This window comes from Pararhodobacter zhoushanensis, from assembly GCF_025949695.1.
Lineage (GTDB): Bacteria > Pseudomonadota > Alphaproteobacteria > Rhodobacterales > Rhodobacteraceae > Pararhodobacter > Pararhodobacter zhoushanensis_A.
In genome coordinates, this window is record NZ_JAPDFL010000001.1 from 1,068,541 (window position 1) to 1,092,423 (window position 23,883).

The 23,883-nt window shown below is 65.7% G+C and carries 21 protein-coding genes; 3 read left to right on the plus strand and 18 right to left on the minus strand.

Going from position 1 to position 23,883, the window contains the following annotated elements; genetic code table 11:
* Positions 1-2 precede the first annotated feature (2 nt).
* The 8 genes from OKW52_RS05265 to OKW52_RS05300 all read right to left on the minus strand — a co-directional run bounded on the left by OKW52_RS05265 (position 3) and on the right by OKW52_RS05300 (position 9,672).
* On the minus strand, positions 3-1,112 hold the full coding sequence (locus tag OKW52_RS05265; protein WP_264504778.1) for a class II histone deacetylase: 1,110 nt from the start codon (positions 1,110-1,112) through the stop codon (positions 3-5).
* Positions 1,113-1,157: 45 nt separating this feature from the next.
* A complete protein-coding gene (locus OKW52_RS05270; protein WP_264504779.1) occupies positions 1,158-2,120 on the minus strand; it encodes a LuxR C-terminal-related transcriptional regulator in 963 nt (320 codons plus the stop codon).
* Between the two features lie 59 nt (positions 2,121-2,179).
* Positions 2,180-4,492, minus strand: coding sequence for a LamG domain-containing protein (locus OKW52_RS05275; protein WP_264504780.1), 2,313 nt, complete (start codon positions 4,490-4,492; stop codon positions 2,180-2,182).
* 4 nt (positions 4,493-4,496) lie between these two features.
* Positions 4,497-6,026 (minus strand): branched-chain amino acid ABC transporter permease, encoded by a 1,530-nt coding sequence (locus OKW52_RS05280; protein WP_264504781.1) that lies wholly within the window; start codon positions 6,024-6,026, stop codon positions 4,497-4,499.
* Entirely contained in the window at positions 6,023-6,949 is a 927-nt protein-coding gene (locus OKW52_RS05285) for a branched-chain amino acid ABC transporter permease (RefSeq protein WP_127105259.1), read from the minus strand. The genes OKW52_RS05280 and OKW52_RS05285 overlap by 4 nt, the downstream gene beginning before the upstream one ends.
* Entirely contained in the window at positions 6,949-7,644 is a 696-nt protein-coding gene (locus OKW52_RS05290) for an ABC transporter ATP-binding protein (protein WP_264504782.1), read from the minus strand. The genes OKW52_RS05285 and OKW52_RS05290 overlap by 1 nt, the downstream gene beginning before the upstream one ends.
* Positions 7,641-8,330, minus strand: coding sequence for an ABC transporter ATP-binding protein (locus tag OKW52_RS05295; RefSeq protein ID WP_264504783.1), 690 nt, complete (start codon positions 8,328-8,330; stop codon positions 7,641-7,643). The genes OKW52_RS05290 and OKW52_RS05295 overlap by 4 nt, the downstream gene beginning before the upstream one ends.
* A 100-nt stretch (positions 8,331-8,430) precedes the next feature.
* Positions 8,431-9,672, minus strand: coding sequence for an ABC transporter substrate-binding protein (locus OKW52_RS05300; RefSeq protein ID WP_264504784.1), 1,242 nt, complete (start codon positions 9,670-9,672; stop codon positions 8,431-8,433).
* A 175-nt stretch (positions 9,673-9,847) separates the two neighbouring features.
* On the opposite strand from OKW52_RS05300, the gene OKW52_RS05305 reads away from it, so the two are divergent.
* Both OKW52_RS05305 and adh read left to right on the plus strand, forming a co-directional pair.
* The gene (locus tag OKW52_RS05305) at positions 9,848-10,861 is read left to right on the plus strand and encodes a helix-turn-helix domain-containing protein (protein WP_264504785.1); all 1,014 of its coding nucleotides are present in this window, start codon (positions 9,848-9,850) and stop codon (positions 10,859-10,861) included.
* A 133-nt stretch (positions 10,862-10,994) separates the two neighbouring features.
* A complete protein-coding gene (adh, locus tag OKW52_RS05310; protein WP_264504786.1) occupies positions 10,995-12,515 on the plus strand; it encodes an aldehyde dehydrogenase in 1,521 nt (506 codons plus the stop codon).
* A 48-nt stretch (positions 12,516-12,563) separates the two neighbouring features.
* Here the strand turns inward: adh and OKW52_RS05315 are convergent, their stop codons facing one another.
* The 6 genes from OKW52_RS05315 to OKW52_RS05340 form a co-directional block, all read right to left on the minus strand.
* Positions 12,564-13,445, minus strand: coding sequence for a TauD/TfdA dioxygenase family protein (locus OKW52_RS05315; protein WP_264504787.1), 882 nt, complete (start codon positions 13,443-13,445; stop codon positions 12,564-12,566).
* A gap of 18 nt (positions 13,446-13,463) precedes the next feature.
* Positions 13,464-15,434, minus strand: coding sequence for a TRAP transporter permease (locus tag OKW52_RS05320; RefSeq protein WP_264504788.1), 1,971 nt, complete (start codon positions 15,432-15,434; stop codon positions 13,464-13,466).
* Positions 15,435-15,523: 89 nt separating this feature from the next.
* On the minus strand, positions 15,524-16,726 hold the full coding sequence (locus OKW52_RS05325; RefSeq protein ID WP_264504789.1) for a TAXI family TRAP transporter solute-binding subunit: 1,203 nt from the start codon (positions 16,724-16,726) through the stop codon (positions 15,524-15,526).
* Between the two features lie 63 nt (positions 16,727-16,789).
* Positions 16,790-17,209, minus strand: coding sequence for an aconitase X swivel domain-containing protein (locus OKW52_RS05330; RefSeq protein ID WP_264504790.1), 420 nt, complete (start codon positions 17,207-17,209; stop codon positions 16,790-16,792).
* Positions 17,206-18,480, minus strand: coding sequence for an aconitase X catalytic domain-containing protein (locus OKW52_RS05335; RefSeq protein WP_264504791.1), 1,275 nt, complete (start codon positions 18,478-18,480; stop codon positions 17,206-17,208). The genes OKW52_RS05330 and OKW52_RS05335 overlap by 4 nt, the downstream gene beginning before the upstream one ends.
* A 19-nt stretch (positions 18,481-18,499) precedes the next feature.
* Positions 18,500-19,840, minus strand: a complete 1,341-nt coding sequence (locus OKW52_RS05340; protein ID WP_264504792.1) for an FAD-dependent oxidoreductase — start codon at positions 19,838-19,840, stop codon at positions 18,500-18,502.
* Between the two features lie 178 nt (positions 19,841-20,018).
* Between OKW52_RS05340 and OKW52_RS05345 the strand changes: the two genes are divergently transcribed.
* On the plus strand, positions 20,019-20,948 hold the full coding sequence (locus tag OKW52_RS05345) for a LysR family transcriptional regulator (protein WP_264504793.1): 930 nt from the start codon (positions 20,019-20,021) through the stop codon (positions 20,946-20,948).
* Between the two features lie 15 nt (positions 20,949-20,963).
* On the opposite strand, the gene yghX is transcribed toward OKW52_RS05345, so the two are convergent.
* The 4 genes from yghX to OKW52_RS05365 all read right to left on the minus strand — a co-directional run bounded on the left by yghX (position 20,964) and on the right by OKW52_RS05365 (position 23,849).
* Positions 20,964-21,851 carry a YghX family hydrolase gene (yghX, locus tag OKW52_RS05350; RefSeq protein ID WP_264504794.1) on the minus strand — a complete coding sequence of 296 codons (888 nt, stop codon included), beginning with the start codon at positions 21,849-21,851 and terminating at the stop codon, positions 20,964-20,966.
* 90 nt (positions 21,852-21,941) lie between these two features.
* Entirely contained in the window at positions 21,942-22,418 is a 477-nt protein-coding gene (locus OKW52_RS05355; RefSeq protein ID WP_264504795.1) for a hypothetical protein, read from the minus strand.
* A gap of 2 nt (positions 22,419-22,420) precedes the next feature.
* Positions 22,421-23,095 carry a dienelactone hydrolase family protein gene (locus OKW52_RS05360; protein ID WP_264504796.1) on the minus strand — a complete coding sequence of 225 codons (675 nt, stop codon included), beginning with the start codon at positions 23,093-23,095 and terminating at the stop codon, positions 22,421-22,423.
* A gap of 70 nt (positions 23,096-23,165) precedes the next feature.
* Positions 23,166-23,849: a phosphoribosyltransferase gene (locus tag OKW52_RS05365; RefSeq protein WP_264504797.1), complete on the minus strand. Its 684-nt coding sequence runs from the start codon at positions 23,847-23,849 to the stop codon at positions 23,166-23,168.
* Between the last annotated feature and the right edge of the window lie 34 nt (positions 23,850-23,883).

Consider the following 23,883-nt stretch of genomic DNA (forward strand, 5'->3'; position numbering starts at 1 on the left):
TGTCAGCCAAGCCCCAGCGTTCTGGCCTGCGCGGCCAGCCGGTCGCGCTGATAGGCGATGGCGTCGGCGTCGGGTTGAGTGGCCTCGATCATCGGCAGCGTCGGGTCTTGCACCTCGGTCCGGTGGCCTGAAAGTTGCTCGATCACCGCCAGCCCGCAGAAGGGCACGATGGCCTCGGCATAGCCGCCCTCATGCACCACCACCAGCTTGCCGCCGCACAGGTCATCGGCCAGGGCCATCGCCCGCCGGGTCATCTCGCGGAACGTGTCGGAATGCGCCTGCATGCGTGCCATCGGATCAAAACCGTTGGCGTCATAGCCGCAGGCGATGACGATCAGGTCGGGTTGATAGGCGCGCAGGGCGGGTTCCACGATCAGATCGAAGCTGTCGAGATAGGTCTGGTGCCCCATCCCCGCCATCAGTTCGATGTTCAGGTTATACCCTTCGCCCGCACCGGTGCCGCGCGTGTCGGCCTTGCCCGAAAACGCCGGGTAGCAGTGGTACTGGTGGATCGAGACGGTCAGCGTGTCGTCGCGCGAAATATAGGCCGCCTCGGTGCCGTTGCCGTGGTGGACGTCCCAGTCAACCACCGCCACCCTGAGCGCGCCGTGCTGCGCCCGCGCGGCCTCGAGCGCGAGGGGGATGTTGGCGAGCAGGCAGAAGCCCATGCCGTGATCGGGCATGCAGTGATGCCCCGGCGGGCGAGACAGGGCATAGGCGCGGTCGTGGACCCCGGCCAGCACGTCGAGCACGGCCTGCTTGACCAGCCCGGCCGAGAGGGCCGCAATCTCATAGCTGCCCGCGCCAAAGGGCGCTTCCGGCCCGGCCATGCCGCCGCCTGCGTCGCTGGTGGCCTTGAGCCGGTCCAGATAGTCGGCGCTGTGCACGCGGTCCATATCGGCGCGCGTCGCGGGTGTGGCGCTGCGCACGTCCAGCTTGGCGGTCAGGCCGGACACATCCATCAGCGCCTTGAGCCGGCGCTTGGTGTCGGGGGATTCCGGGTGACCGGCAGCGGCAGAGGGCTGCACCCAGCCGCCGACGGGCAGAATCATCGCGTGCGCGCCTTGCTGGTGCCACAGGCACAGCTCGTCAAAATAGAATCCGGTCGTCATGGGGCCTCCGACAGCAGGGGGAAAGGGTGGGGAAGGGGCAGGGTGTCAGCCCTGCAGGCTGGCCTGATCGGTCAGGATCGCACGGGTCAGCGCCGCACGGCTGGACACGCCCGCCTTTTCATAGATGCGGGCCGTCTGATTGCGCACGGTGGCCGGGGCCAGCCCCAGTCCGCGCGCGATCTCCTTGTGCGTGAAGCCCTCGGCGATCAGCTCGGCGATCTCGCGTTCGCGCGCGGTGAACCGATCCACCACCCGGCGTGGCATCAGCCGCAACTCGGTCAGCTGATGACCGTCGTTCAGGGCGGTGGGCGAGGCCAGCACATTGAAGCCACGCGTTTCAAGGAAATCGTCGAAACTCTCGGCGGGCTCGCGCCGCTTGGGCTCGGCCTGCCAACCCGACCACAGAGTCAGCGCAGCGGCATTGCCCGCGACCGGGCGACCGCGCGCATCGACCAGAAGGCGGAAACTGCCATCGCGCGCCCCCTCCTGATCCAGCACGGATTGCATGTGATCCAACGCGCAGGACAGGAACTGCAGCTCGCGTTGCACCAGACTGCGCGCGCCCGTGCCGCCGCGATAGGCCGACAGGAACAGCTGCGGGCGCAGCGGGTCCAGCGCGCGGGTGACCACCGACAGCTTGCGCAATCCGTAGCGGTCGGCCAGCGCGATCATCCCGTCCGACTGGCGAGGCCCGTCGCGGTCGTATTGTGCCCAGAACCGGCCGGTGGATTTCATCGATTGCACATCGGCGGCCAGCAGGTCGTCGTTGCGGATCTCGCTCCAGAAGGCGACGTAATCGGCGGGCAGATTATGCATGGTGGTGCCGATGATATCGACCTCGGGCGGGACGGTATCGGCCCAGCCCAGCCATGCCGCGTCAAAGCCGACGATGCCCGACAACTCCCCCGCCGCCCAGTCCAGCAAAGCGGGGCCATCCATGCCGCGCCGCACCTCGTGCAATGCGCCGACAAAGCGGCTGAACGCCTGCAGTTCCGTGCCTTCGCGCAAAGGCTGGCCCCCTGGGCAATCGGGTGAACCCACAGCGTAGAGTGGCCCCATGCTTTGAGTCAACGCCACAGCTTTTCCTCTCCGACAAAGGCCCCGCCCGGCAGCGGGCCGGGACGGGCAAAGGCATCGACCACGTTCTTCATGAAGCGCGCGACGGGGTTCTGCCCGTGGTTGATCGGCAGTGCCATCGACCACGCGATTGACCCGATGCCGAGGCAAGCGCCGTTGTCGCGGGTGCTGAAATAGGTGATGTCGGCGCGCACCTGCGGGTCTTGCGTGCCGCCACGGCCGGGGAAGGCATAGGTGATCTCTTCGCTGACCAGCGGGTAGTTGTCGGAAAACCCGTCGGCCATGCCCAGAAGCATCGTGTGCGGCGGGGTGCCCAGTGACAGATCGTAGCGGTCGATCTCGATCCCCGCCGCGCCGCCAAGGCCCAGACCGGCGGTGCCGATCTTCTCCTCGGCGCCGATCCCCTCGAACATCCAGTCCACCCGCTTGTGAAAGCTGTCGGGCATGCGCTCGAAATGGGTGGAATGGTCCATGCCCTCAGCCGTAAAGCCGATGCCGACGATCTTCTGCGGGGCCCGCCCGCGCGAGCGCCAGAGGCCCGAGCGTTCGCCGGTCGAGGCCAAGTATCCTTCGCCCGCCTCGGCCTGCCACGCCCGCGAGCCGGTGTCGAGCTTGCGCACCTCCATGATCTCGGGCTCATTTTCACGCAGGCCCGAAACCCAGTAATACCCGTTCCCGCCCGCATAGATCACCCGCCCGCCAGTGGTCAGATACGCCTCGGTCGCGTCGAGCATGCGTTCGGAATAATATTCAGGGTGGGTGCAGTTCAGCACGACATTGTAGGGCTTCAGCGCCGCTGCGCCCTCGGCGTGCAGGTCGTGGTCGGTCAGGATCTCATAGTCATAGCCCGAACTCTCCAGCCACCAGATCAGCGACAGATCGGCGGGCAGCGCCCAGGGCATGCCCATCGCCGAACTGCGATAGCGCGGACGGATGTTCAGGATCGGGCGCAAATGGCTGGAATAGCAGCAGCCCGCGCCGTCCGAGTGGTGGTCATAGGTGGACAGGCCGAATTCGTTCAGCTTGACGAATTCCACATCGCGGGTGGTCAGGATCGGCGTGTGCGCGGTGATCGCCTGCGCGATGGGGGCCTCGTAAGCCAGATGCTCGTTGGCATAGGCAAGATAGGTGAAGGTGGACATCAACACCGCGATGGGGGCCTTGGGCGTGGCGGCGCGCACGAAGAAAGGGACGTGATCCTCGGCCCCGGCGGTGGTCAGGCGCAGGGCATAGACACCGCTTTTCAGACCCTGCGGCACGGTCCATTCGATTGTCGGTTCCCAGCGGCAATCGGTCATCGCGTCATCGTGGAAATGCACGCCGCCGTACTGGCCGGGGTTGAGACGATAGCAATCGTCGCGGCCCTGCCAGTTCCAGCCGGTCATCCCGCGCACCGGGCGGTTGACGCCTTCAGCGTGCAAAGCGTGGGGGCCGGTGTCCACGATCGTGTCGCCGATCCCGGTGTCGGTGTAGCCCAGCGTGGTGTCCCACAGCGCCACCGCGCCATCCACGGGGAACGCCCCGCCATCCGCAATCGCGTGCAGCGTGTCGTCGTCGAGCACGCGGTTCCACAGGCCGGTACGGTCGATCTTGCCGTTATACAGCGTCGAGACGAACCGCCCGCGCCGGTCGTTCCAGTCGCTGGCCGCGGCCCACAGGAAGGGGGCCTCGGCCACCGCCGCCTTGGGCGTGACGCGCAGGGGCGCATCGGTGATGCTGTTGTAATCATAGGGCACCACCGGTCCCAGATGCCCGTTGTAGCGCCCGACCCGGCCCAGCTGGATCAGCCGCGCGCGCTTGGTCTTGGCGTCCCAGGTGGCGGCGACGAAGTACCAGGTCCTGGGGATCGCCGGCACTTCGGCGGTGACCTGATCGACGTCCTTGCCGTTACCGACCCAGAACTCGACATGCCCCTCAGGATTCAGCCCCAGCGCCCAGCCCTGCGAGCCGGATATGTCCCAGCGCCCCAGCAAGGTCTGGCGTTGCTTGCCCGGCGCGGTGGGGCAGATGAAGGCGGCGAGGGTGAAGCTGCCCTCGGCCACGTCATGCGTTTCAAAGCCCGGCACGGTGGCATAAGCGCCTTTCTGGGTGAACTGGCGGCGGACATGCAGCCGCTCGGTCACAGCGCCGGGGATTTCCTCTTCGATGAAACCGGGGCCGTCGGGGTTTTCGTCGCCATGGATCAGACGGACCAGCATGGCGTCGGCTTCCTCGACCCCCTCGCCCGAGATCATGAAGCGCATCGCCTCGCCGGGTTTGACCGACCACGGGGTGCAATATCCAAAGATGCGGTGCTTTGCCATGGTCTCAGCTTTCCAACAGATCGTTGACCCGCAGCAGGAAGACGGCGTGATACGCCTCGTCGCGGGTTTCATAGACGCGGTCATCGACCACGCGTGGCGGTTTGCCCGGCTCGCCCGACAGCGCCATCACGCTGTAGCGCCACGCGCCCGCGTCGCCCTCTTGCAGGATGGCGTATTTGTCGGGCATCTCGCCGCGGCGGAAGTAGTTCAGCACGCGGGCCAGTGCGTCGGAATGCGGCCCCAGCGGCGCTGAATGGTGCTCTTCGATCAGCGCGGGCGTGACCATCTCCTTGAGCCGGTCGCGCAACCGGCGGTCAAAGCGGCGATAGGCGATGAGTTGCTTGTCGGCGATCTCGGTGGCTTCTTCGGGCATGACTTCCCCTCCCTTGCGGGTGCTGGCGGCGCGGCGTTCGGAGCGGATGCGGTGACGCCAGCCGCGGAACTGGCTGCGCACATCGGCCAGACCGTGATGTGTGGTAAGCGTGACGGCGATCATCACCGCCGCGATCAGGATGATGCGCAAAGGCCCCAGGTCGATCAGCGCGCGGTCGATGACGACGACGATGGCGGTGCCGATCACCGCGCCCTCGGCCCGGCCCATGCCGCCGATGACGATCATCGCGAACATCAGAAGCAGCTGATCCAGTGAGAACACGTTCAGGCTGATCGAGCGGTAGAGCATCGCGTAATACGCGCCGACAAACCCCAGCGCGGCGGAGGAGATGAGGAACACGTGCAGCCGCGCGCGGCGATAGTCGATGCCGACGGCTTCGGAGAAATCCTCATCCTCGCGCGCGGCTTGCAGTTGCAGGCCCAGCCGTTCCGAGTTGATCACCCGGAACAGCAACAGCGCCAGCAACAGCAGTACAAAGGCCGTGGCGAAGCCCAGAAGCAGGCCGGGGCGTTGCAGATACCAGTCCTGCGGGATGAACGAGCCGACGTTGTTGATCGACGAGTTCTGCGGCGCCAGCGCGCGGATCTGGCTGATGGACACCCGGCAAATCTCGGCCACGCCGATGGTGAGCAGGGCATAGTACAGCCCGTCGATGCGGGTCGAGGGCAGGGCGAGCAGCCCGCCGACCACCAGCCCGACAAAGGCCCCCACCACGAACATCAACGGCCAGGGCACGCCCAGATACACATTCGCGGCGGCAGCGGCATAGCCCGCAAGCCCGACCACGGCCATCGTCGCCAGCGACAGGATGCCCGCAGCACCAATGATCAGTGTCCAGATCACATTGATCGCGGCGAAGACGCAGAAGACCACGGCGACCTGCAGCAGCGTGTCGGGCAGCATCGGCGCGGCGCAGGCCAGCCCGCCCAGACCGATCAGCCACCACAAGGGGCGTTTGTCGGCCAGCCGCCGCTCGCGTTGCAGGGTCTTGGGGTTATAGCCGCCGCGCCATTTCAGCCAGTGACGGCTCAGGCCCGGTACGCGGCCCCGGTGCCAGTCGCGGTTGCCATCGGGGGCAAGGGTGAATTCATGCCGCCGGTTGCCGACGCGGTGAAAGACAGGAGCGATGGGTTGGGTCATTTGCGCGTCTCGCTCAACAGGCCGCCGATACCGCGCGGGCGGATGATCAGAACGGTGATGATGAAGCCGAACTGCACCACCAGCACCATCCGCTGGCCAAGGAAGGGGATCGCCCCGGTGACGGCCTCAAGCGTGCCGACCAGCAGCGCGGCAATCGCCGCACCGGGCACGGAGCCGAGACCGCCCAAGAGCGCGATGATCATGCCCTTGATCAGCGGCATCGCGCCTGCGCCGGGGCTGACATAGACCGTCTGCGACAACAGCACCGCCGCCGCGCCCGCCATGGCACCTGTCACGGCCACCACCGGCAGCGCCGTGCGCCGGACCGAGATCCCCGACAGCGCCGCGCCCTCGGCGTTCTGCATCATCGCGCGGATCTCCAGCCCCTTGCGGCTAAGCCGCAGCCACGCCAGCACCACGCCCAGCAGCACCACGGTGGCACCGATGGTCATCGCCTGATCATAGCGCAGCGGGATGCCGAACAGGTTCAGGCGTCCAAAGCCGAACACATTGGGCAGTGCCTGTTGCCGGGGTCCGAACCACCACAGAAGCGCCTGTACCGTGGCCAGGTTGATCGCCAGCGTGACGATCATCCCGCGCACCGGGAAATTGGCCTTGTCGTGGATCGGCAGGAAACCCAGCAGATAGATCAGCCCGCCAAACAGCGCGCCGACCGTGACGCCGGACAGCAGCAGCACGGTCATTTTCAAGAGCGGCAGGATGGCCCAGCCGTCAAACACCGCCTCGACCAGCGGCAACAGCGCGTTGCCCAGCACCAGTGTGCCGTATCCGGCCACGGCGAAGGTTGCGCCATGGGCCATGTTCAGCATCCCGATCGAGGACCAGAGCAGCGAAATCCCGATGGCCATCAGCGCGTAGATCGCGCTCAGGTTCAGGGCGTAGACGATCAGCGCAGCATCCATCAGCCCAGCTCCACATGTCCGACATCGCCGCGCAGACGACCGGCGTGCATGCCGATCATCCGGTCGACCTGTCCGTCCAGCAGCGTCACGTTCTGCTCGGCGATGATGATGGCCCCATCCTTGACGTCGATCTCGCGCAGCGCGGCGATGACGCGCTGGCTGATGACGGGGGCAAGGCCCAGTGACGGCTCGTCGATCAGATACAGCCGCGCCTCGGTCATCAGGGCGCGGCCCACGCTGACCATGCGCCGCTCGCCGCCCGACAGGGTGCCAACGGTGGTGTTTTCCAGTTTGCGCAGGGGCGGGAACAGATCGAAGATCGCCTCGCGCCGCCTGGCCCGTTCGCGCCACGCCTGCTTGGACCACGCCCCGCAATCGAGGTGCTGGCGCACGGTCAGGCCGGGAAAGATCGCGTCGCCCTGCGGGGTCATTGCCACACCAAGGCGCACGATGCCGGGGGTCTTTCGACCTTCGCCAAGCGAACGCTGGCCGCCGATCTCGACCCCGTCGAACAGGATCGAGCCGCGTTGCCAGCCGACCAGATGGGTGATGGCGCGAAACAGCGTGGTCTTGCCGTGGCCGTTCAGGCCGACAATCGCCAGCCGTTCGCCGCGCTCGACGGTCAGGTTGATCTCGTGCAGCACGCGCAGCGGGCCATAGCCTGCGGACAGGTCGGTGATCTTGAGCAGGGTCATCCCGTCCCCTCGAAATAGGCGGCGCGCACGGCGGGGTCGGCAAAGACGCCCTGCGGCGTGCCCTCGGCGATGACTTCGCCCAGATTGAGCACGGTCACGCGGTCCGCCAGTGCTTCCAGCAGTTCCAGCCGGTGCTCGATGACGATCACCGCCAGATGGTATTCATCGACCAGCGTGCGCAGAAGCAGGTCCAGCTCGTCGATTTCGGTGTTGATCAGGCCCGAGGCGGGCTCGTCCATCAGCAAGACCTTGGGTCGCCGCATCAGCAGGCAGGCGAGCAGCAGCTTGCGGCGGTCGAAGGTGTCCAGACTGCCCGCCGGTCGGCTCCACGGCACGGTCAGATTGACCAGCCGGGCGGCCCATTCGGCCTCGTGCCGCGAGCGGAAGGGCAGGTAGGCCATGCGCGCGGCCCGGAAGGTTTCGCCCACGGTCAGCGCCGAGGGTACGACGGGGCTTTGAAAGGTGCGCGCCAATCCACGGCGCGAGCGGCGCACGATGTCTTGTCTGGTGACATCCGAGCCATCCAGCACCACGCGGCCCGATTGCGCGACATAGCGGCCCGAGAGCACCTCGAACAACGAGGTCTTGCCCGCGCCGTTGGGACCGATCAGGCCCAGAACCTCGCCGCGGCTGACGTGCAGGCCGACATCCTTGAGGATCTGACGACCGCCCAGCGCAAGGCTCACGCCTTCGCAGGCGAAGATGGAAGAAGGGGGGACATGGCGTCTCTTGATCAGAGGACGGGAAGGGGTCGGCGGGTGGCACCGGGCCACCCGCCGGGCAAGGTCACTGGGCCCAGTGCGGGGTCTGGTACTCGGCCTCGGCCAGTTCGGCGGGCAGGATGATCGTGTGGTGGTTATCTTGCACCTGATAGATCAGATGCGGGATGCCCTCGGCCAGAACATCGGTTTCCCACGGGTAGTTCAGCGGGCGCTGCTGGTCGCGGTCGAAGGTATAGGTGCCCGCAAGGCCCTGATAGCTGAGGTGCCGGATCGCCTGACCCACGGCGTCGAAATCGGCAGGGTCGGTGGTGCGCCAGACTTCAGCCAGCATCTGGATCGTGTCATAGCCCGAGGCCGGATACACCTCGCCCATGTTCTCGCCATGCAGCGCCATATAGGCGTCGCGGAAGGCCACGCCCGACTCGGTACGGGGGGTGCCCAGAACGGTGCCCCAGATCATCCCCTCGCCCGCGCCGCGCGCAAGGTCCAGAAATTCGGGCTGGCTGGGGCCGTATTGCAGATAGACCAGCGAGTCGGGTGTCGGATCATACGCGAACTGCTGGGCAAAGGCGGCCAGCTCGGCAGCGATCCAGTGGCTGACAAAGACCACGCCCGCGCCCTCGTCCTTGAGCGCGTTGATCACCGGGGTCCAGTCCTGCACCGGGAACTGGATGTCGGTCACTTCGGCCAGTTCCCACCGGCCGCCCGATTCCGCGATGGCGCGCTGGGCGGCCTGACTGATCACCTGCGTATAGGCGATCTGTTCCTGCACGATATGGATGCGATGGTTGGCCGGGGTCCATTGGCCGCTGGCCTCAAGCTGGTCCAGATACCGGACAAAACCGTAGCCGTACCACGTCTCGTCGGGGTCGATCATGAAGATGTTGCGATACCGCTCGGGGTTCTGGGCGACCAGTTCGACCGACGAAAGCGAGGTGTTGCCGTGCATATAAGGCACGCCGCTGGCGGCGGCGGCATCCATCGCCGGCTGCGGGATGATCACAAAGGCCGAGGCAATCGCGCTGACGCCGCGCGCGTTCAGGGCCTGAAACGCGCCCACGGTGCCCTCGGGCGAGAGCAGGTCGATATCGACCACCTCGGCGCGCAGCATGCGCCCGTTGACACCGCCCTCGGCGTTGATCGCGTCAATCGCCATCTGCGCGCCGTTCAGCCAGTCGGCATGGTCGGCAACGCCGACGACGCTGGATTGTGCGGTGGGGATGCCGATCAGGATGTCTTGGGCGAAGGCGGGTGTGGCGAGGGTAAGGGCCGCCGCGGCGGCGTATCCGGCCAGTCTGGTGGTCATGGTCTGTCTCCCGGTTGTTTTTGTTATTTAACCGTTACGAGACCATGATTCCGGGGGTGGCCTATGATGCAAATGCACCCAATCGGACGGTTTGAGCGTGTAAAAAAGGGAGGACCGCTGCCGCGGCGCGTGTTTGATCCGTTTTTGCGACCAAAGCACGCCAGTTGTGCAGGCGATGCGCGATTGTTCGGTACGCCGGGCACCGCTATCGTCAGCCCCAGGAGGAGCCGCCATTTCACGCCATGCTCACCATATCGACCGGGTTCTGGAATCGGTCAGCTCGGGCTCTGCCGCTGCGCGGTCGGCGCTGGCCGCGTCGTGGCAGCGCTCGGTGCAGCACCACGGGCTCGACCCGGCCGAGCATCGCGAAGCCCGCAGGGTCGGCACCGATGCACTGACCGCCCGCAGGGCGCAGCTCGACAGCTTCCTGACCGTCTCGCGCCCCAAGCTGGACCAGCTCTTCGGCCTTGTCGGCAGCTCGGGCTGCGGCGTGCTGTTGACCGACGCGGACGGGATCGTGCTGGAGCAGCGCTGTTCGGACTCGGACGCGGCGGTGTTCCAAAGCTGGGGGCTGGCGCTGGGCGCGGACTGGAGCGAGGCGCACGAGGGCACCAACGGCATCGGCACCTGTCTGGCCGAGAAAACGCAGGTGATCATCCACCGCGACGAGCATTTCTTCGCCCGCAACATCGGCATGAGCTGCATGGACGCGCCGATCTTTGGCCCTGATGGCCGGGTGCTGGCGGCGCTCGATGTGTCTTCGGCCCGTGCGGATCAGACGGCGGGCTACAACCGGCTGATCGCGGCGATGGTGACGCAGACCGCGCGGGCGATCGAGGCGGATTATTTTCGCGCGTCGTATCCCGGCGCGCGCATCGTCGTGGCCGGTGCCGAGGACGCGGATGCGGCGATGCTGATCGCTGTCGATGCCGATGATCTGGTGATCGGTGCCACGCGCGGCGCGCGGCGGGCGTTCCGCCTGGAACTCAGCGGCGCGCTGAAACCGCGCCCCGCGTCGGACCTGTTTGGCCGTGAAGATGGCCCGACCGGATTTGAGCGCGCCGAGCGGGCGGCGGTCATCCGGGCGCTGAGCCGTGCGCAGGGTAATGTGACCGAGGCGGCGCGCGCGCTGGGCGTTGGCCGCGCCACGCTCTATCGGCGGATGAAACGCCTGAGCATCGGCGAATAACCGGCGCGAAGTGTCTCAGTTCTGAGACGCCTCGCCGCTGTGATCCCCTGCGCCCCCCTGACGACTCAGCCCCCCTGCTGACAGCCTGTGTGCAGTCCGGGCGGGGGAGCCCGGTGTTTCAGGAGGAAATACCATGAACGAGATGACTCAGGCCGAAAGCCGCTTCGCGTCGCCTTTCAGATCGCGCTACGACAACTTCATCGGCGGCACGTTCGTGGCCCCGGTCAACGGGCGCTATTTCGACAACGTGACGCCGATCAGCGGGGCCGTGGTCTGCGAAGTCGCCCGCTCGGATGCCGCCGATATCGCGCTGGCGCTGGATGCGGCGCATGCGGCGAAAGAGAGCTGGGGCAAGACCTCGGCCACCGAGCGTTCGAACATCCTGCTCAAGATCGCCGACCGGATCGAGGAAAACCTCGCCCTGATCGCCACCGCCGAGACGTGGGATAACGGCAAGCCAATCCGCGAAACCATGGCGGCTGACATTCCGCTGTCAGTCGATCACTTCCGCTATTTCGCCGGTGTCCTGCGCAGTCAGGAAGGCACCATGTCGGAAATCGACGCCGATACCGTGGCCTATCATTTTCACGAGCCGCTGGGCGTTGTCGGCCAGATCATCCCGTGGAACTTCTCGATCCTGATGGCGGCGTGGAAACTGGCCCCGGCGCTGGCGGCAGGCAACTGCATCGTCATGAAACCGGCTGAGCAGACGCCCGCCGCAATCATGGTGCTGGTCGAGCTGATCGCGGATCTGCTGCCCGCCGGTGTGCTCAACATCGTCAACGGTTTCGGCGCCGAGGCTGGCGACGCGCTGGCGCGGTCGGGGCGGATCGCCAAGATCGCCTTTACCGGTTCGACCGCAACGGGCCGCAAGATCATGGAGGCCGCGACGGTCAACCTGATCCCGGTCACGCTGGAACTGGGCGGCAAATCGCCCAACATCTTCTTCTCGGACGTGATGGCGCAGGATGATGCGTTTCTGGACAAGGCGGTCGAGGGCTTCGTGCTGTTCGCCTTCAATCAGGGCGAGGTCTGCACCAGCCCCTCGCGCGCGCTGATCCAGGAGGATATTTACGAGGAATTCATCGCCCGCGCCATTGCCCGGGTGAAGGCGATCAAGCAGGGCGACCCGCGCCTGCCCGACACGATGGTCGGCGCGCAGGCCAGCCGGGCGCAGCAGGACAAGATCTTGTCCTATCTGCAGATCGGGGTCGAGGAAGGGGCCGAGGTTCTGGCCGGCGGCGCTGCGGCATCGTTCGGGGGTGAGCTGGCGAACGGGTTCTATATCCAGCCGACCATCCTGAAGGGCCACAACAAGATGCGGGTGTTCCAGGAGGAAATCTTTGGCCCGGTCGTGTCGGTGACCACCTTCAAGGACGAGGCCGAGGCGCTGGCGATTGCCAATGACACGATGTACGGGCTGGGGGCAGGGGTCTGGACCCGCGACGGCACCCGCGCTTACCGTTTTGGCCGTGCCATCGAGGCCGGGCGCGTCTGGGTGAACAACTACCACGCCTATCCGGCGCATGCGGCCTTTGGCGGCTACAAACAGTCGGGCATCGGGCGTGAGACGCACAAGATGATGCTGGACCACTACCAGCAGACCAAGAACATGCTGGTCAGCTATAGCCCCAACAAGCTGGGCTTCTTCTGACCTCAGGCACGAACCCCCAAGGCGCCTTGCGCGCCTTGGGGAGCTTTGTCAGCCCGCCATTTCCATCTCGGATGCATCGACGTCCAGTGTCGTCGCCCGGCGCAGCTCGCGCGGTTTGGTGACGTCGAACCGGCGGCCCCGGTGCAGCATGCAGCGGTTGTCCCAGATGACCAGATCGTTGGGCTGCCATTTGTGGGCATAGACGAACTCGGGCTGCGTCGCGTGTTCCAGCAGGTCGAGCAGCAACATGCGCCCCTCGGCCAGCGTCATCCCCTCGACCGCGCAGGCATGCACCCCGCCGAACAGCGCCTTGCGCCCCGATCCGGCATGGGTGCGCACCAAGGGCCACATCACCGGCGGCATCATCGCTTTTTGCTCGTCGGTGTATTCGGTATCACCCAACAGAAAGCGCGAATGCAGCGCGAAATGCTCGGCTTGCAGGCCGTCGATCTCGGCTTTCAGGGCGTCCGGCAACGCATCATAGGCCGCGCGCAGGTCGGCGAATTCGGTGTTGCCGCCTTCCTCGGGCACGCGCACCGCCGCCAGCATCGAATAGCGCGCGGCGGGTTTCTGGAACGAGCTGTCTGAATGCCAGAGCTGGTTGGCGATGTTGCTGACCAGCTTGCGGTCCGTACGCTCGACCGGAGCACCATCGGCGGTGACGTTCGAGATATCGGCCAGCTCGACATGCTCCATCCGGTCGGCCTGTTTCTTCATCCGCTTGAAGCCGATGTCCAGCGGGCCAAAGGACTTGGCCAGATCCAGTTGCTGCGTCTGGGTCAGCGGCTGGTTGTGGAACACCAGCACGCCGTATTGGTTCATCGCGGCGTTGATCGCATCCACATCGGCTGCGCTCAGCGGTTTGGACAGATCGACGCCGGTGGCTTCGCCGACAAAATGTTTGTGGATCTGCGTGACGGACAGGGTCATGGGGTCTCTCCTTGAGGGTCAGGCGCGCTGGGGTTCGGACGGCGCGGGGATGGGGGCAGGGCGCAGCGCCAGCAGGGCTGCGAGGATCACGAAACCGACCACGGTGCTGGACCATTCGGGGAAGCCGATCAGCAGCCCGGTGGCCAGAATGGGCAGACGGGTCCACGGGCGCAGGCGACCGAAGAAGGCCAGTTGTCCCTCGGACGCCCCGGCGATGACGATGATCGCGATCACGTTCAACACCAGCCAGATCGCCGTCAGATAGAGCGGCCCCTGGAAGATCAGCGCAGGCTCGAACAGGAAGAAGATCGGCACGAAGTACAGCACGATCCCCAGCCTTGCCGCATGCATGCTGGTCTTGAGGGGGTCACTGTCGCTTATTCGCGACGCGAGGAACGCGGCCAGTGCCACCGGCGGGGTGATCGCGGCGAGCGTGGCGTAATAGGCGATGAACAGGTGGATCGCGAGGGTGTTGAGGCCCGCGATCTGTTCCAGCGCCGGGGCAAGGGTCAGGGCCAGCATCAGGTACGCCGCGACGATCATGCCCAGCATGCCGAAGATGATGCAGACCGCGACACCGATGGCCAGCACCGGCACCACCGAATCCCCGCCCATACGCACAAGGCTGGCGGCGATGACCGGGGCGACGCCGGTGGCCATCAGACCGCCCAGAATGAAGCTGGTCGGCAGCAAAAGCGCGATGGTCTGGCTGAGCAGCTTGCTGATCTGGAAGAACAGCTCGGGCACCCGGTTCAGCCGGATCCGCAGGCGCGGGTTCACAAAGGTCAGCGCCAGCAGCAGGGCCGAGGCATAGAAGGGGGTCAGCCGCTCCCAGCGCATGAACACCAGACCCCAGACGAGGAAGGCCAGCACCAGCAGGAAGGGCCAGCCTTCCTTGATCGTCGGCCAGAGCTTTGGCAGCTCGGATTTCTCCAGCCCCTTGAGGTTATGGCGCACCGCATAGCCGTCCACATGCATGTAGAGGCCGAAGTAATACAGCAGGCTGGGGATGATCGCGGCGACGACGATGACGCTGTATTCGGTGTTGGTGAAATCGGCCATGATGAAGGCGACAGCCCCCATCACCGGCGGCATCAGCATCCCCCCGGTCGAGGCGCAGGCCTCGAGCGCACCGGCATAATGCGCGGGAAAACCGGCGCGTTTCATGCTAGGGATGGTGACCGAGCCGGTCGAGACCACATTGCCAAAGATCGAACCGCTGAGGCTGCCGAAAAACCCGCTGGCCAGCACGCTGACCTTGGCCGGACCGCCGCGCGCCTGACCCATCAGGGCCATCGCCAGCTTGAGGAAGAAATCCGCAGCCCCCGTGGCCACCAGCAGCGCGGCAAGGATCAGAAAGCCGATGATCAGCTCACCCACCACGCGGGTAACGACGCCCAGCATCGCATCGCCCGAATAGACGTTGAACGCCAGGGTGCGCGACAGCGAGGTCGGCGGGGCCCACAGGATGCCCGGCATGTATTCGGCGAACACCGGATACAGCGCCAGAAATGCCACGATGAACAGGAAGATATAGCCGCCCGAGCGCCGCGCGGCGTCAAGGATCAGCACGAAAAGGCACGCCGCGACAACCAGTTGCCACGTATAGGCGACGGGAACCCATGTCTGCATGACCAGCGAGCGGCTGACATAGGCCATGAAGATCGTCAGACCAAAGATCGCCAGCGCGGGCAGATAGCTGGCCCATGTGACGCCGTTCTCGCGCCCGTAGGCGGGCAGCAGCAGGAAGGCCATCGGCAGGAACATGGCCATCAGGATGAAATAATAGGTCAGGTCGAGCAGCGGGTAGAGGCCGAAGATATAGACCACCGCTGTCGCCACGCCGATGGCGGACATGATCAGCGTCACGGCGCGCACGGCGACGGGCATGGTCATGAACCGCTCGGTTGTGCGGTCCATATACGCCTCGGGCACAGTGCCCGGTGCCAGCTGTGCGTCCGGTGTCTGGGGTGTCAAATCGCTGGGCATGGGGGCCTCCTGATCACGGGGCGGATCGTCTTGAGGGTATGAAAAAAGGACGAGGGCCGACGGCGCGGATTGCGCCGTCGGCCAAGGGGTCAGGGCAGGGCCAGAACCATTTCGCCGTAGCTTTGCGTCACGCCTGCATCGGCCAGCGCCTGTTGCCAGAACTCGACCCAAGCGGCGTTTTCGGGGTTGGTATCAATCCCCTGCGCCTGTGCATCGGCCACGGCCTGTTCGAACAGCGCCACGCGGGTCTGCGCCATCTCGACCAGCGCGTCCTGATGAGCCTGATACTCGGGCGTCCAGACGCCGATTTCCTCCAGATACCGGATCGCGCCGGGATGCAGCGGCTGCAGGGTGCCGGCCTCGATGAAGGCCACAAGGCTGTCGACGCTCATCATATTGGCGTGGGTGAAGGCTTCGCGGAAGGATTCATGCTCTTCGGTCAGCCATTTGAGCAGCTGGTAGACCAGCTCCTCATCCTCGTCCGCACGGACGTGGTTGGCCTGAAACGCATGGTCCATGGGCACGCCGAGGGACGAGGTCACACCGGCCACCGTTTCGCGCGGCACATAGCCCGGCTGGAAAGCGCGGTAGCGGGCAAAGGCCTCGGGATTGTCGGACGCCGCAGGCAGCGGGATCCAGCGCACGCCACCGGGCGCGGCCTCGGCCTCGTAGCTGGGACCGGAAAGCGGCGAGGTAAAGGTCACATCCGCGCGGCCTTCGACCACGATGCGGGTATTGGCCCCGTAGTTGCCGACCTCGACCAGCTCGACATCGCTGGCATCAAGCCCGTTATAGGCCAGAAGTGCGTTGACCCCGGCGACCAGAAACGACGAGCTGGGCGAGAACGAGATCCGCGTGCCCGGCCCGATATCCTCGATCGACTGGATGTCGCTGTCGCCGCGCACCATGTAGCCCCAGGGCGTGACCATGTTCATGTTGGCAACGCGGGTATCCGCCGGTCCGGCCATGGGCGAGGCGAAGCCTTCGACCCCGTCCATCTGGTCGAAGTAATCCGACGCCTGCAGCATGGCGATGCGGCCCTCGTCGGTGTTGAGCCATTGCACCCGCGTAAAGCCGTTGGGCGCTGGCAGAACCCGCGCGCGTGAGCCGGTCTGCGCGGAAAATTCCGACGTCCACGCGACGGCGAGCGAATGGTTGGCCGTGCCGACAATCGGCGTGATGACGTTGATGAAGCGCGGCCATTCATACTCTTGGGCGGCGGCGCTGGTGGCAGTCACAAGGCCGAGCGCCATCATAGCGCCGCCGATCCGTGACCATCTGGATACTGTCATGTGTCTTATCCTCCCTTGGTTTGTTGTTCAGACGGTCCTCCACCGTCGCCTTGCCGTACGGTCTCAGCCCTTTCGTTTGGTGACGGTGATGGTGCCTGCGTCGGCGTCGATCTCGACCCAGTCGCCGGTCTCGATCACCGTCAGCGGGTCCTGGTCGCAATCGGTCATCGCGGGGACGCGTGTCACCACGGCCCCCAGCGCGATCTTGGTGGTCATGCGGGTAAAGATCATCGCCGCCGGGGCGACGCCGTTGATCCGCGTCATGTGGAAATAGGCCGACCAGCCGGACGAACCCTTGGCCCCCGGAAACACCAGGATCTTGCCGGCAAAGGACTGACCGCGCAGCTCGTGCTGCAGCTCGATCACCGAGCCGTCGCGCTCGTTGATGCCACCCCAGCCTGAGATCGTCTGCGATGTGACCAGTGCCTCGCCCGCGGCCTTGCCGCCGACGACCTTGCGCCCGGTGACTGTAAGCGTGCTCATCCCGCCACCCCCTGCCATTGGCCGGTGACAGCGGCGTTGATGCAATCGGACACGGTGCCGAACCAGCCCTGCACCTTGGTGATCGCGGGCAGGTAATGCGCTTGTTTGGCGCTGTCGGTGGCGATAACGCGCACCCCGGGTGGCATCCGGCGCGAGATGGCCGGGCAGGTGTCGCTCATCACCACACCGCCGGCGGCCTCGATGATTTCGCAATAGCCGCTGCGCTCGGCGATCTGGCGGATCGCGCGCGGGGTATGGACCCACAGCGCCACATCGGCATGGATGCGCTTGCCTTCCAGCATATGCGCGATCAGCGCCATCTGCTCGATGGAGGCATGCGGGCAGCCCAGCATGATGAAATCGACCTTGCGGTCGGTGGCGTTCTGCAGCCGCTCATAGGTCGCCAGCCGTTCGCGCGCGCCGTAGCGGATGGTGCGGAGCGAGCGTTTGGGGCCGAAGGCCTCGGCCACCGAACGCGCCTCGGGCGTGACGCCGGGGATGTGGTACATCTCGACCCCGCCGGACGAGGCCGCCGCCGCGCCGAAATGCTTGAGTTTCACAAGGTTGGGCTGGTGCGAGATGCCGTTCAGGACGGGGATGTTCTCTTCGACCTCGCCGCCGATGAAATACCCCAGCACCCCCCAGTCGGCCATATCGTCGACCTCGATATCCAGCTCGATCAGATGCGAACCGAAGCGGTTTTCGGGCAGGTGATAGCCCCAATAGGGGATGCGCCCGGTCAGTGCTGCCGCGCCGGTGCTTTCCTTGCCTTCGACATTGGTGCGCGCGCCCAGAACGCTGTTGCAATAGATGACGGCCGAGGATTCCATCCACGCGCAATGCTCGCCCAGCACCGGCACATTGCCGACCTGATAGGGCGTGCAGGTGGCCATCAGGTTCACCCCGCGCTTGCCGAGGAATTTCTCGGACTCGCGCTGCATGCGGGCCAGCTCGGGATCGACACCCTGCAGTTCCCAGTTGTCATTGTCGATGCCGGTGATCAGCTGACAGGTCGGCACCGCCATATGCGGGATGTCGACGGTATCGTCGCTGTCGAGATTCAGCTCGGAAAACACCCGGTCGAAACCCTTGGCGGCAATCGGCGCGACCGAGGGGGTCGAGGCATTGAACGCCCCGGCCACATTCGCCGTCTCGACCAGCCGCTCGGCCCCCAAAGCCTCGCCATAGCGTTGCAGCAGGTCCATGGCGCGGGCTTTGGCGGGGCCTTGATCGCCGTTCAGCAGGGATTTCTCATAGTCTGTCAAATGCATGGGGTCGCCTTTCTTGGGTTCAGGCGGTGACCGGGTTTGCCAGCTGTTCAGGTGTCCAGCGATAGTCGCGGCGCTCGACATTGTCCGACACGCGCTCGCGCAGCTTGTCGCGGTCTATCTGATGCACCGAGCCCGAGCCCGCCAGATCCAGCGCCTGCGCCGCAGCCATGCCCATCGCCATGCACGGCCCCATCACCCGCACGCTGGACAGCGCGGCGCTGTCAGCGTCGATGCAGCGCCCGGCGGCGACCAGATTGTGACATTCGGGCGAGATCAGGCTGCCCAGCGGGATGTAATGCACATGATCTTCGTCGAAGGTGATCCAGTGATGCCCGTCGCCGTGGTCATGCAGCTCTATCGGCCATGCCGTGCGACCGATGGCGTCGTCGAACTTGGTGCCCGCCTTGATCTCGTCGACCGTCAGCTGGTGCTGGCCGACGATCCAGCGCGTCTGGCGGATGCCGGGCAGACCGAACGAGCGCACACGCGCCGCGCCGAAACACTCGGGGAATTCTGCCCGCAGGAAATCGACGGCGATCGAGGCCTGCTGCTTGCCCTCAAGCGCCTTGATCGAGGCTTCGACCGGGTCCAGCGGGGTTTCGACATGGGTCATGTTCATCGCGACGATGCCGCGACCGGGGATGGTAAAGCCCAGCCCCTCGCGCCGGGTCAGCCCATACGCATCGCCGCGCTCTTTCATCCGGGCGCTGATCGCCTGCTTCGAGGGCTGCGCGGCCTCGTTGATGTTTTCCAGCACGACCATCTGCGTGCCGAACACCTTGTGATTTTCCGGCTCGCGGCAGGCCAGACCCGCCTGCCACGCCAGCGCGGCATCGCCGCTGGCATCGACAAAGCCCTCGGCCTCGACCGTGACCGCGCCGTAGCGGGTCATGAACTGCGCGCTCAGGATGCGGCCATTGACCACATCCGTGGCCATCAGCGTGGCCCCCAGCACGGGCTGGATACCGGCGGTCAGGATGCTGCTTTCGACCCAGCGACCCAGCGCCACCTCGTCGTAATAGACCACGGTGGTGGTCGGTCCGTTGCGGTAATGCAGCGCCTGCTCCTGCGCGCCCAGCGCGTTCAGGATGTCATTGGCGATGCCATAGGTGAACTGATAGCCATGCGTGCCGTTGGAAAACAGACCGCAGAACGTGGCAATGATCGAATTGACCGCCTGTCCGCCCAGTGCCGGCTGGCTGTCCACCAACACCACACGACGGCCCAGCTTTGCGGCCTCCAGAGCCGCCGCCACGCCGGAAATCCCCGCACCGACCACGCACACATCCGCCACCAGTTTGCGCGGCGCAGGCGCATTCCGCCGGACCTCGATTGTCCCCGTGTTGGGAGAATCCCCCATAAACCTAACCTCCCAAATTCCTCGGTGGTTGCGCCCTGCCTCCCTGCAGGGGGTCCGATCGTGAGATCGGGCAACCAGAAATTCATTGTTAACGAATCGATTTTGATGAAAAAGAGCTATATCGACGCGTCAGCTTTCGCGGATTGCGAAAGGGGCGGGGCGCCGCTTGGGGGCTTTCATGGATACGCTCGACAATATCCGCACATTTCTGGCCGTGGCGCGGCACGGCAGCTTCTCGGCCACCGCACGGGCGCTGGATACCGTGCCCTCGGTGGTGTCCAAGCGGGTCTCGCAGCTGGAACACCAGTTGAAAACGCCGCTTTTCGTGCGCTCGACGCGCGAGCTGGCCCTGACCGAAGCGGGCCGCGTCTACAGCCTGCGCTTTCAGGCCGCGCTGCCCGAACTCGACGCGGTTCTGCACGACGGCTGGGGGCCGCGCAGCGCGTTGCAGGCGCATCTGCGGATCAAATGCCCGACCACGCTGTCGATGTATTACATCGGCGACGCGCTGGTGAGCTTTCGCAGCGCGCATCCGGGGGTGCGGATCGAACTGGTGTTGATGGATCGCTCGGTCAATCCGATCGAAGAGCGCTTTGATATTGCCATCGGTGCCCTGCCGACGACCTACACAAACGTCGCCGATATCCCCTTGTGCGGAATGAAACGGCTTCTGGTCGCTTCGCCCGACTATCTGCGGACCCATGGCATGCCCGATCACCCGCGCGATCTGGCAGGGCGGGAATGCAACGTCTTTGCGGCAACCGGGGCAACATGGGTGTTCGAGGGGCCTTCGGGCACGGTCAGCGTCGAGGTGCAAAACAGCTTCACCGCCAATGACAGCACGATGCTGCTCAAGGCGGTCGAGCATGGCCTCGGCTTTGCGACGCTGGCCTCGTACATCGCGCAACCGGCGGTCGAGGCCGGGCGGATCGTGGCGGTGCTGCCCGATTTCCGGCTGCCCGATTTCACCATCAAGGCGATGGTGCCAGAGAACCGGCGCTTGAACCCGGCGGTGCAGGTCTTGCTGCAACACCTGATCGACGCGTCGCAGGACGCGGTTCAGCGGGCGAACACGCTGTCATCCGTGCCGCACGCGTGGGTTGGCTGACGGCGCAGAGCGTCGTCAGGTCAGATAGATGGTGAACCAGCTGAGGGTGCGCTGCCATGCCAGCGCGGCGGCGGCTTCGTCGTAGCGCGGCGTGCTGTCGTTGTGGAACCCGTGGTTCACATGGGGGTAGATATGGGCCTCGTAGACCTTGTCGCTTTCGATCAGCGCGGCTTCCATCGGCGGCCATCCCTGCAGGATGCGCTCGTCCAGCGCGGCGTAATGCAGCATCAACGGCGCTTCGATACGGGGAACGTCGGCGGCATCGGCCTGACGGCCATAGAAGGACACGCCAGCGGTCAGTTCGGGATAGGCTACCGCCAGCGCATTCACCACGCCGCCCCCATAGCAAAAGCCGACAGCGCCAACCTTGCCGGTGCAATCCTCACGCGCCAGCAGGTGCTCGAACCCGGCGAAGAAGTCGTTCATCAACTGCGTGCTGTCGACCTGACTTTGCAGCTCGCGCCCCTCAGCGTCATTGCCGGGATACCCGCCAACCGAGGTCAGCCCGTCCGGCGCCAGCGCCATGAACCCGGCCTTTGCCAGACGGCGGGCGACGTCTTCGATATAGGGGTTCAGGCCACGGTTTTCGTGGATGACCAGCACCGCCGGCAGGGGCCCCTCGGCCGAAGCCGGGCGCACCAGATAGCCGCGCACGTCACCGGTGCCGTTCGGGCTGGGGTAGGTGATATACGTGGCGGCGATCTCGGGGTCGTCGGCGCTGACCTGCTGGGCCAGCGCGTAGTCGGGCGACAGCATCCCCAGCAGGGCACCCGCCGTCACGCCGCCAACCGCGTATTTTCCCGCACGCTCCAGAAAGTCGCGTTTGGTCAATTTGCCATGGGCATAGAAATCATAGAGGTCGAGCAGACCCTGATCGAAATCCTTGGCCGTCATGCGCGTCATCTGCGGTCCCTCCCCGGGTGATCCTATGGATCAGAGATAGGACAGATTGGCCTAAGTCACGCGGCGGGCCACGAGGTGACGCAAGCGTGATCAGCCCGCAGCGGCGTGCGGCACAACGACACGCCACCAGTCCAGTGCCGCTTGCAACAACGGCTGCATGGGCAGGCTTTCCGCCGGCGTGACCAGATACAGGCGCGGCACCGTGCCGGCGTTATACAGGCTGACCATCAGATCGCCGACCGGCAGGCTGGCGAAGCCTTCGGGCGGGATCTGGGTGGCGATCAGGGCAAGATGCGGGCCGTTCGCGCTGCAGGCGGTCAGGTCCATCAGGGGCCCGAACGCCGGGTCGGCGGCCCGCAACGCGGCGCGGAAGCTCAGGATATCGCCCGCCCGCGCCAAAGGCGAGGGCAGCGCCGCGCGCCGCGCGTGGGCCAGATCCGACAGGCGGTCCAGCGCCACGGCGGCGTGCAGGGCATGGCGGGCGGACAGCGGGGCGGCGCGGCTGTCCGCGACCGCCTGAACCGCCGCCCGCCATCCGGCGGCCAGCGCCGCGTCCGTGTCCGCCATGCTCAGGCGAGGTGCCGGGCGAAGAATTCGGCGGTACGGGCGAAGGCGACAGTCGCCGCCGGGGCGTCGAAGGTCGGCTTGCGCTCGTCGTTGTAAAAGCCGTGATCGGCGTCATAGACGTAGATCGGCAACTGCGGATAACGGGCGCGCAACTGTTCGACCTGCTCCAGCGGAATGCCCGCGTCACGGTCGCCGTAATGCATCTCGATCGGGATCTGCGGGGCGGCGTCGATATAGTTCATCACCCCGCCGCCGTAATAGCCCGAGGCCGCCGACAGCCCCATCCCGGCATGCGCCGCGCGCCAGGTCAGCATGCCGCCGAAACAATAGCCGGTAACGCCGACCTTGCCTGCTTTGGCCGCTTCGGCCACCGCCGCTTTCACATCCAGCAGCGCCTGATCCAGTTTGAAGCTGCCGATGAAACTGCGGGCTTTGGTGAACTGCTCGGGCGAGTAGTCATCGGTGAAAAAGCCCGGCATCGCCCGGTCCTGAACGGCGGGCGCGATGGCCAGATAGCCAAGGGCGGCAAAGCGGTCAGCGGTGCTCTGGATCTGGTGATTGACGCCGAAGATCTCTTGCAGCACCACGACGCCGCCGCGCGGCGTGCCCTCGGGCTCGGCCCGGTAGGCGCGCAGCGGGACGTTATCCTCGGTTGGCAGCGTGATGAACTCGCCCATCGTGTCTCTCCCGTTGATCTGAAATTTGGCGCGAGCAGAGCAAAGTTTGCCGCAGGGCGCAACCGGCCATTCAGGCCGCGTCGCTCACGAACCCGCCGTCCACCGCCCGCAGGATCGGCGTTGCGAAGACTCCCTTGACCCGCTCAGGCCCCGGCACCGCCTGCCGCCACTTCGTGCCTTGTTCCATCGCGACGGCAACGCCGACCGGCGCGATCCCGGCCTTGTCCAGCAGCCTCAACACGGCGGCCAGAGAACTACCGGAACTGACAACATCATCCACCAGCAGCACCCGGCGGCCTTGCAGCAGGGGCAGCATGCGCGGGTCCAGATAGATGTCCTTGCCACCGCCGGGGGTGGTGATCGATTTCAGGGGCTCGCTGAGGGCCTCGTCGTACCAGAATTTGCGCGACGTGCCCAAAGCCACCATCCGCGCATGGCCAAACCGCCGCGCCAGCGATGTGGCGAGCGTCAGGCCCAAAGTCGGAACACCGATCACCACGTCGGCCTTTGCGTCGGCCCACAGTGCCGCCATCCCCTCGACCAGCGCGTCATGCACAACAAACGAGGCCTGATTGACGATCAGCGAGGCCACCGCCTGCGTGCCATCCCCCGGCAGCACCCGGATCGGCAGCAGGATCTGGCGACCATCGGGCAGGGTGGCTGGATAGTGGTGGCTGTGGACAGTGCCGGGGCCGGTGGCATAGCTGCCCAGCGCAAAGATCTGCTGCCAGAAGTCGTGCGGAGCGAGCGTCATGGCGGGTCTACCTCTGGCATTCGGCGGGGGGATG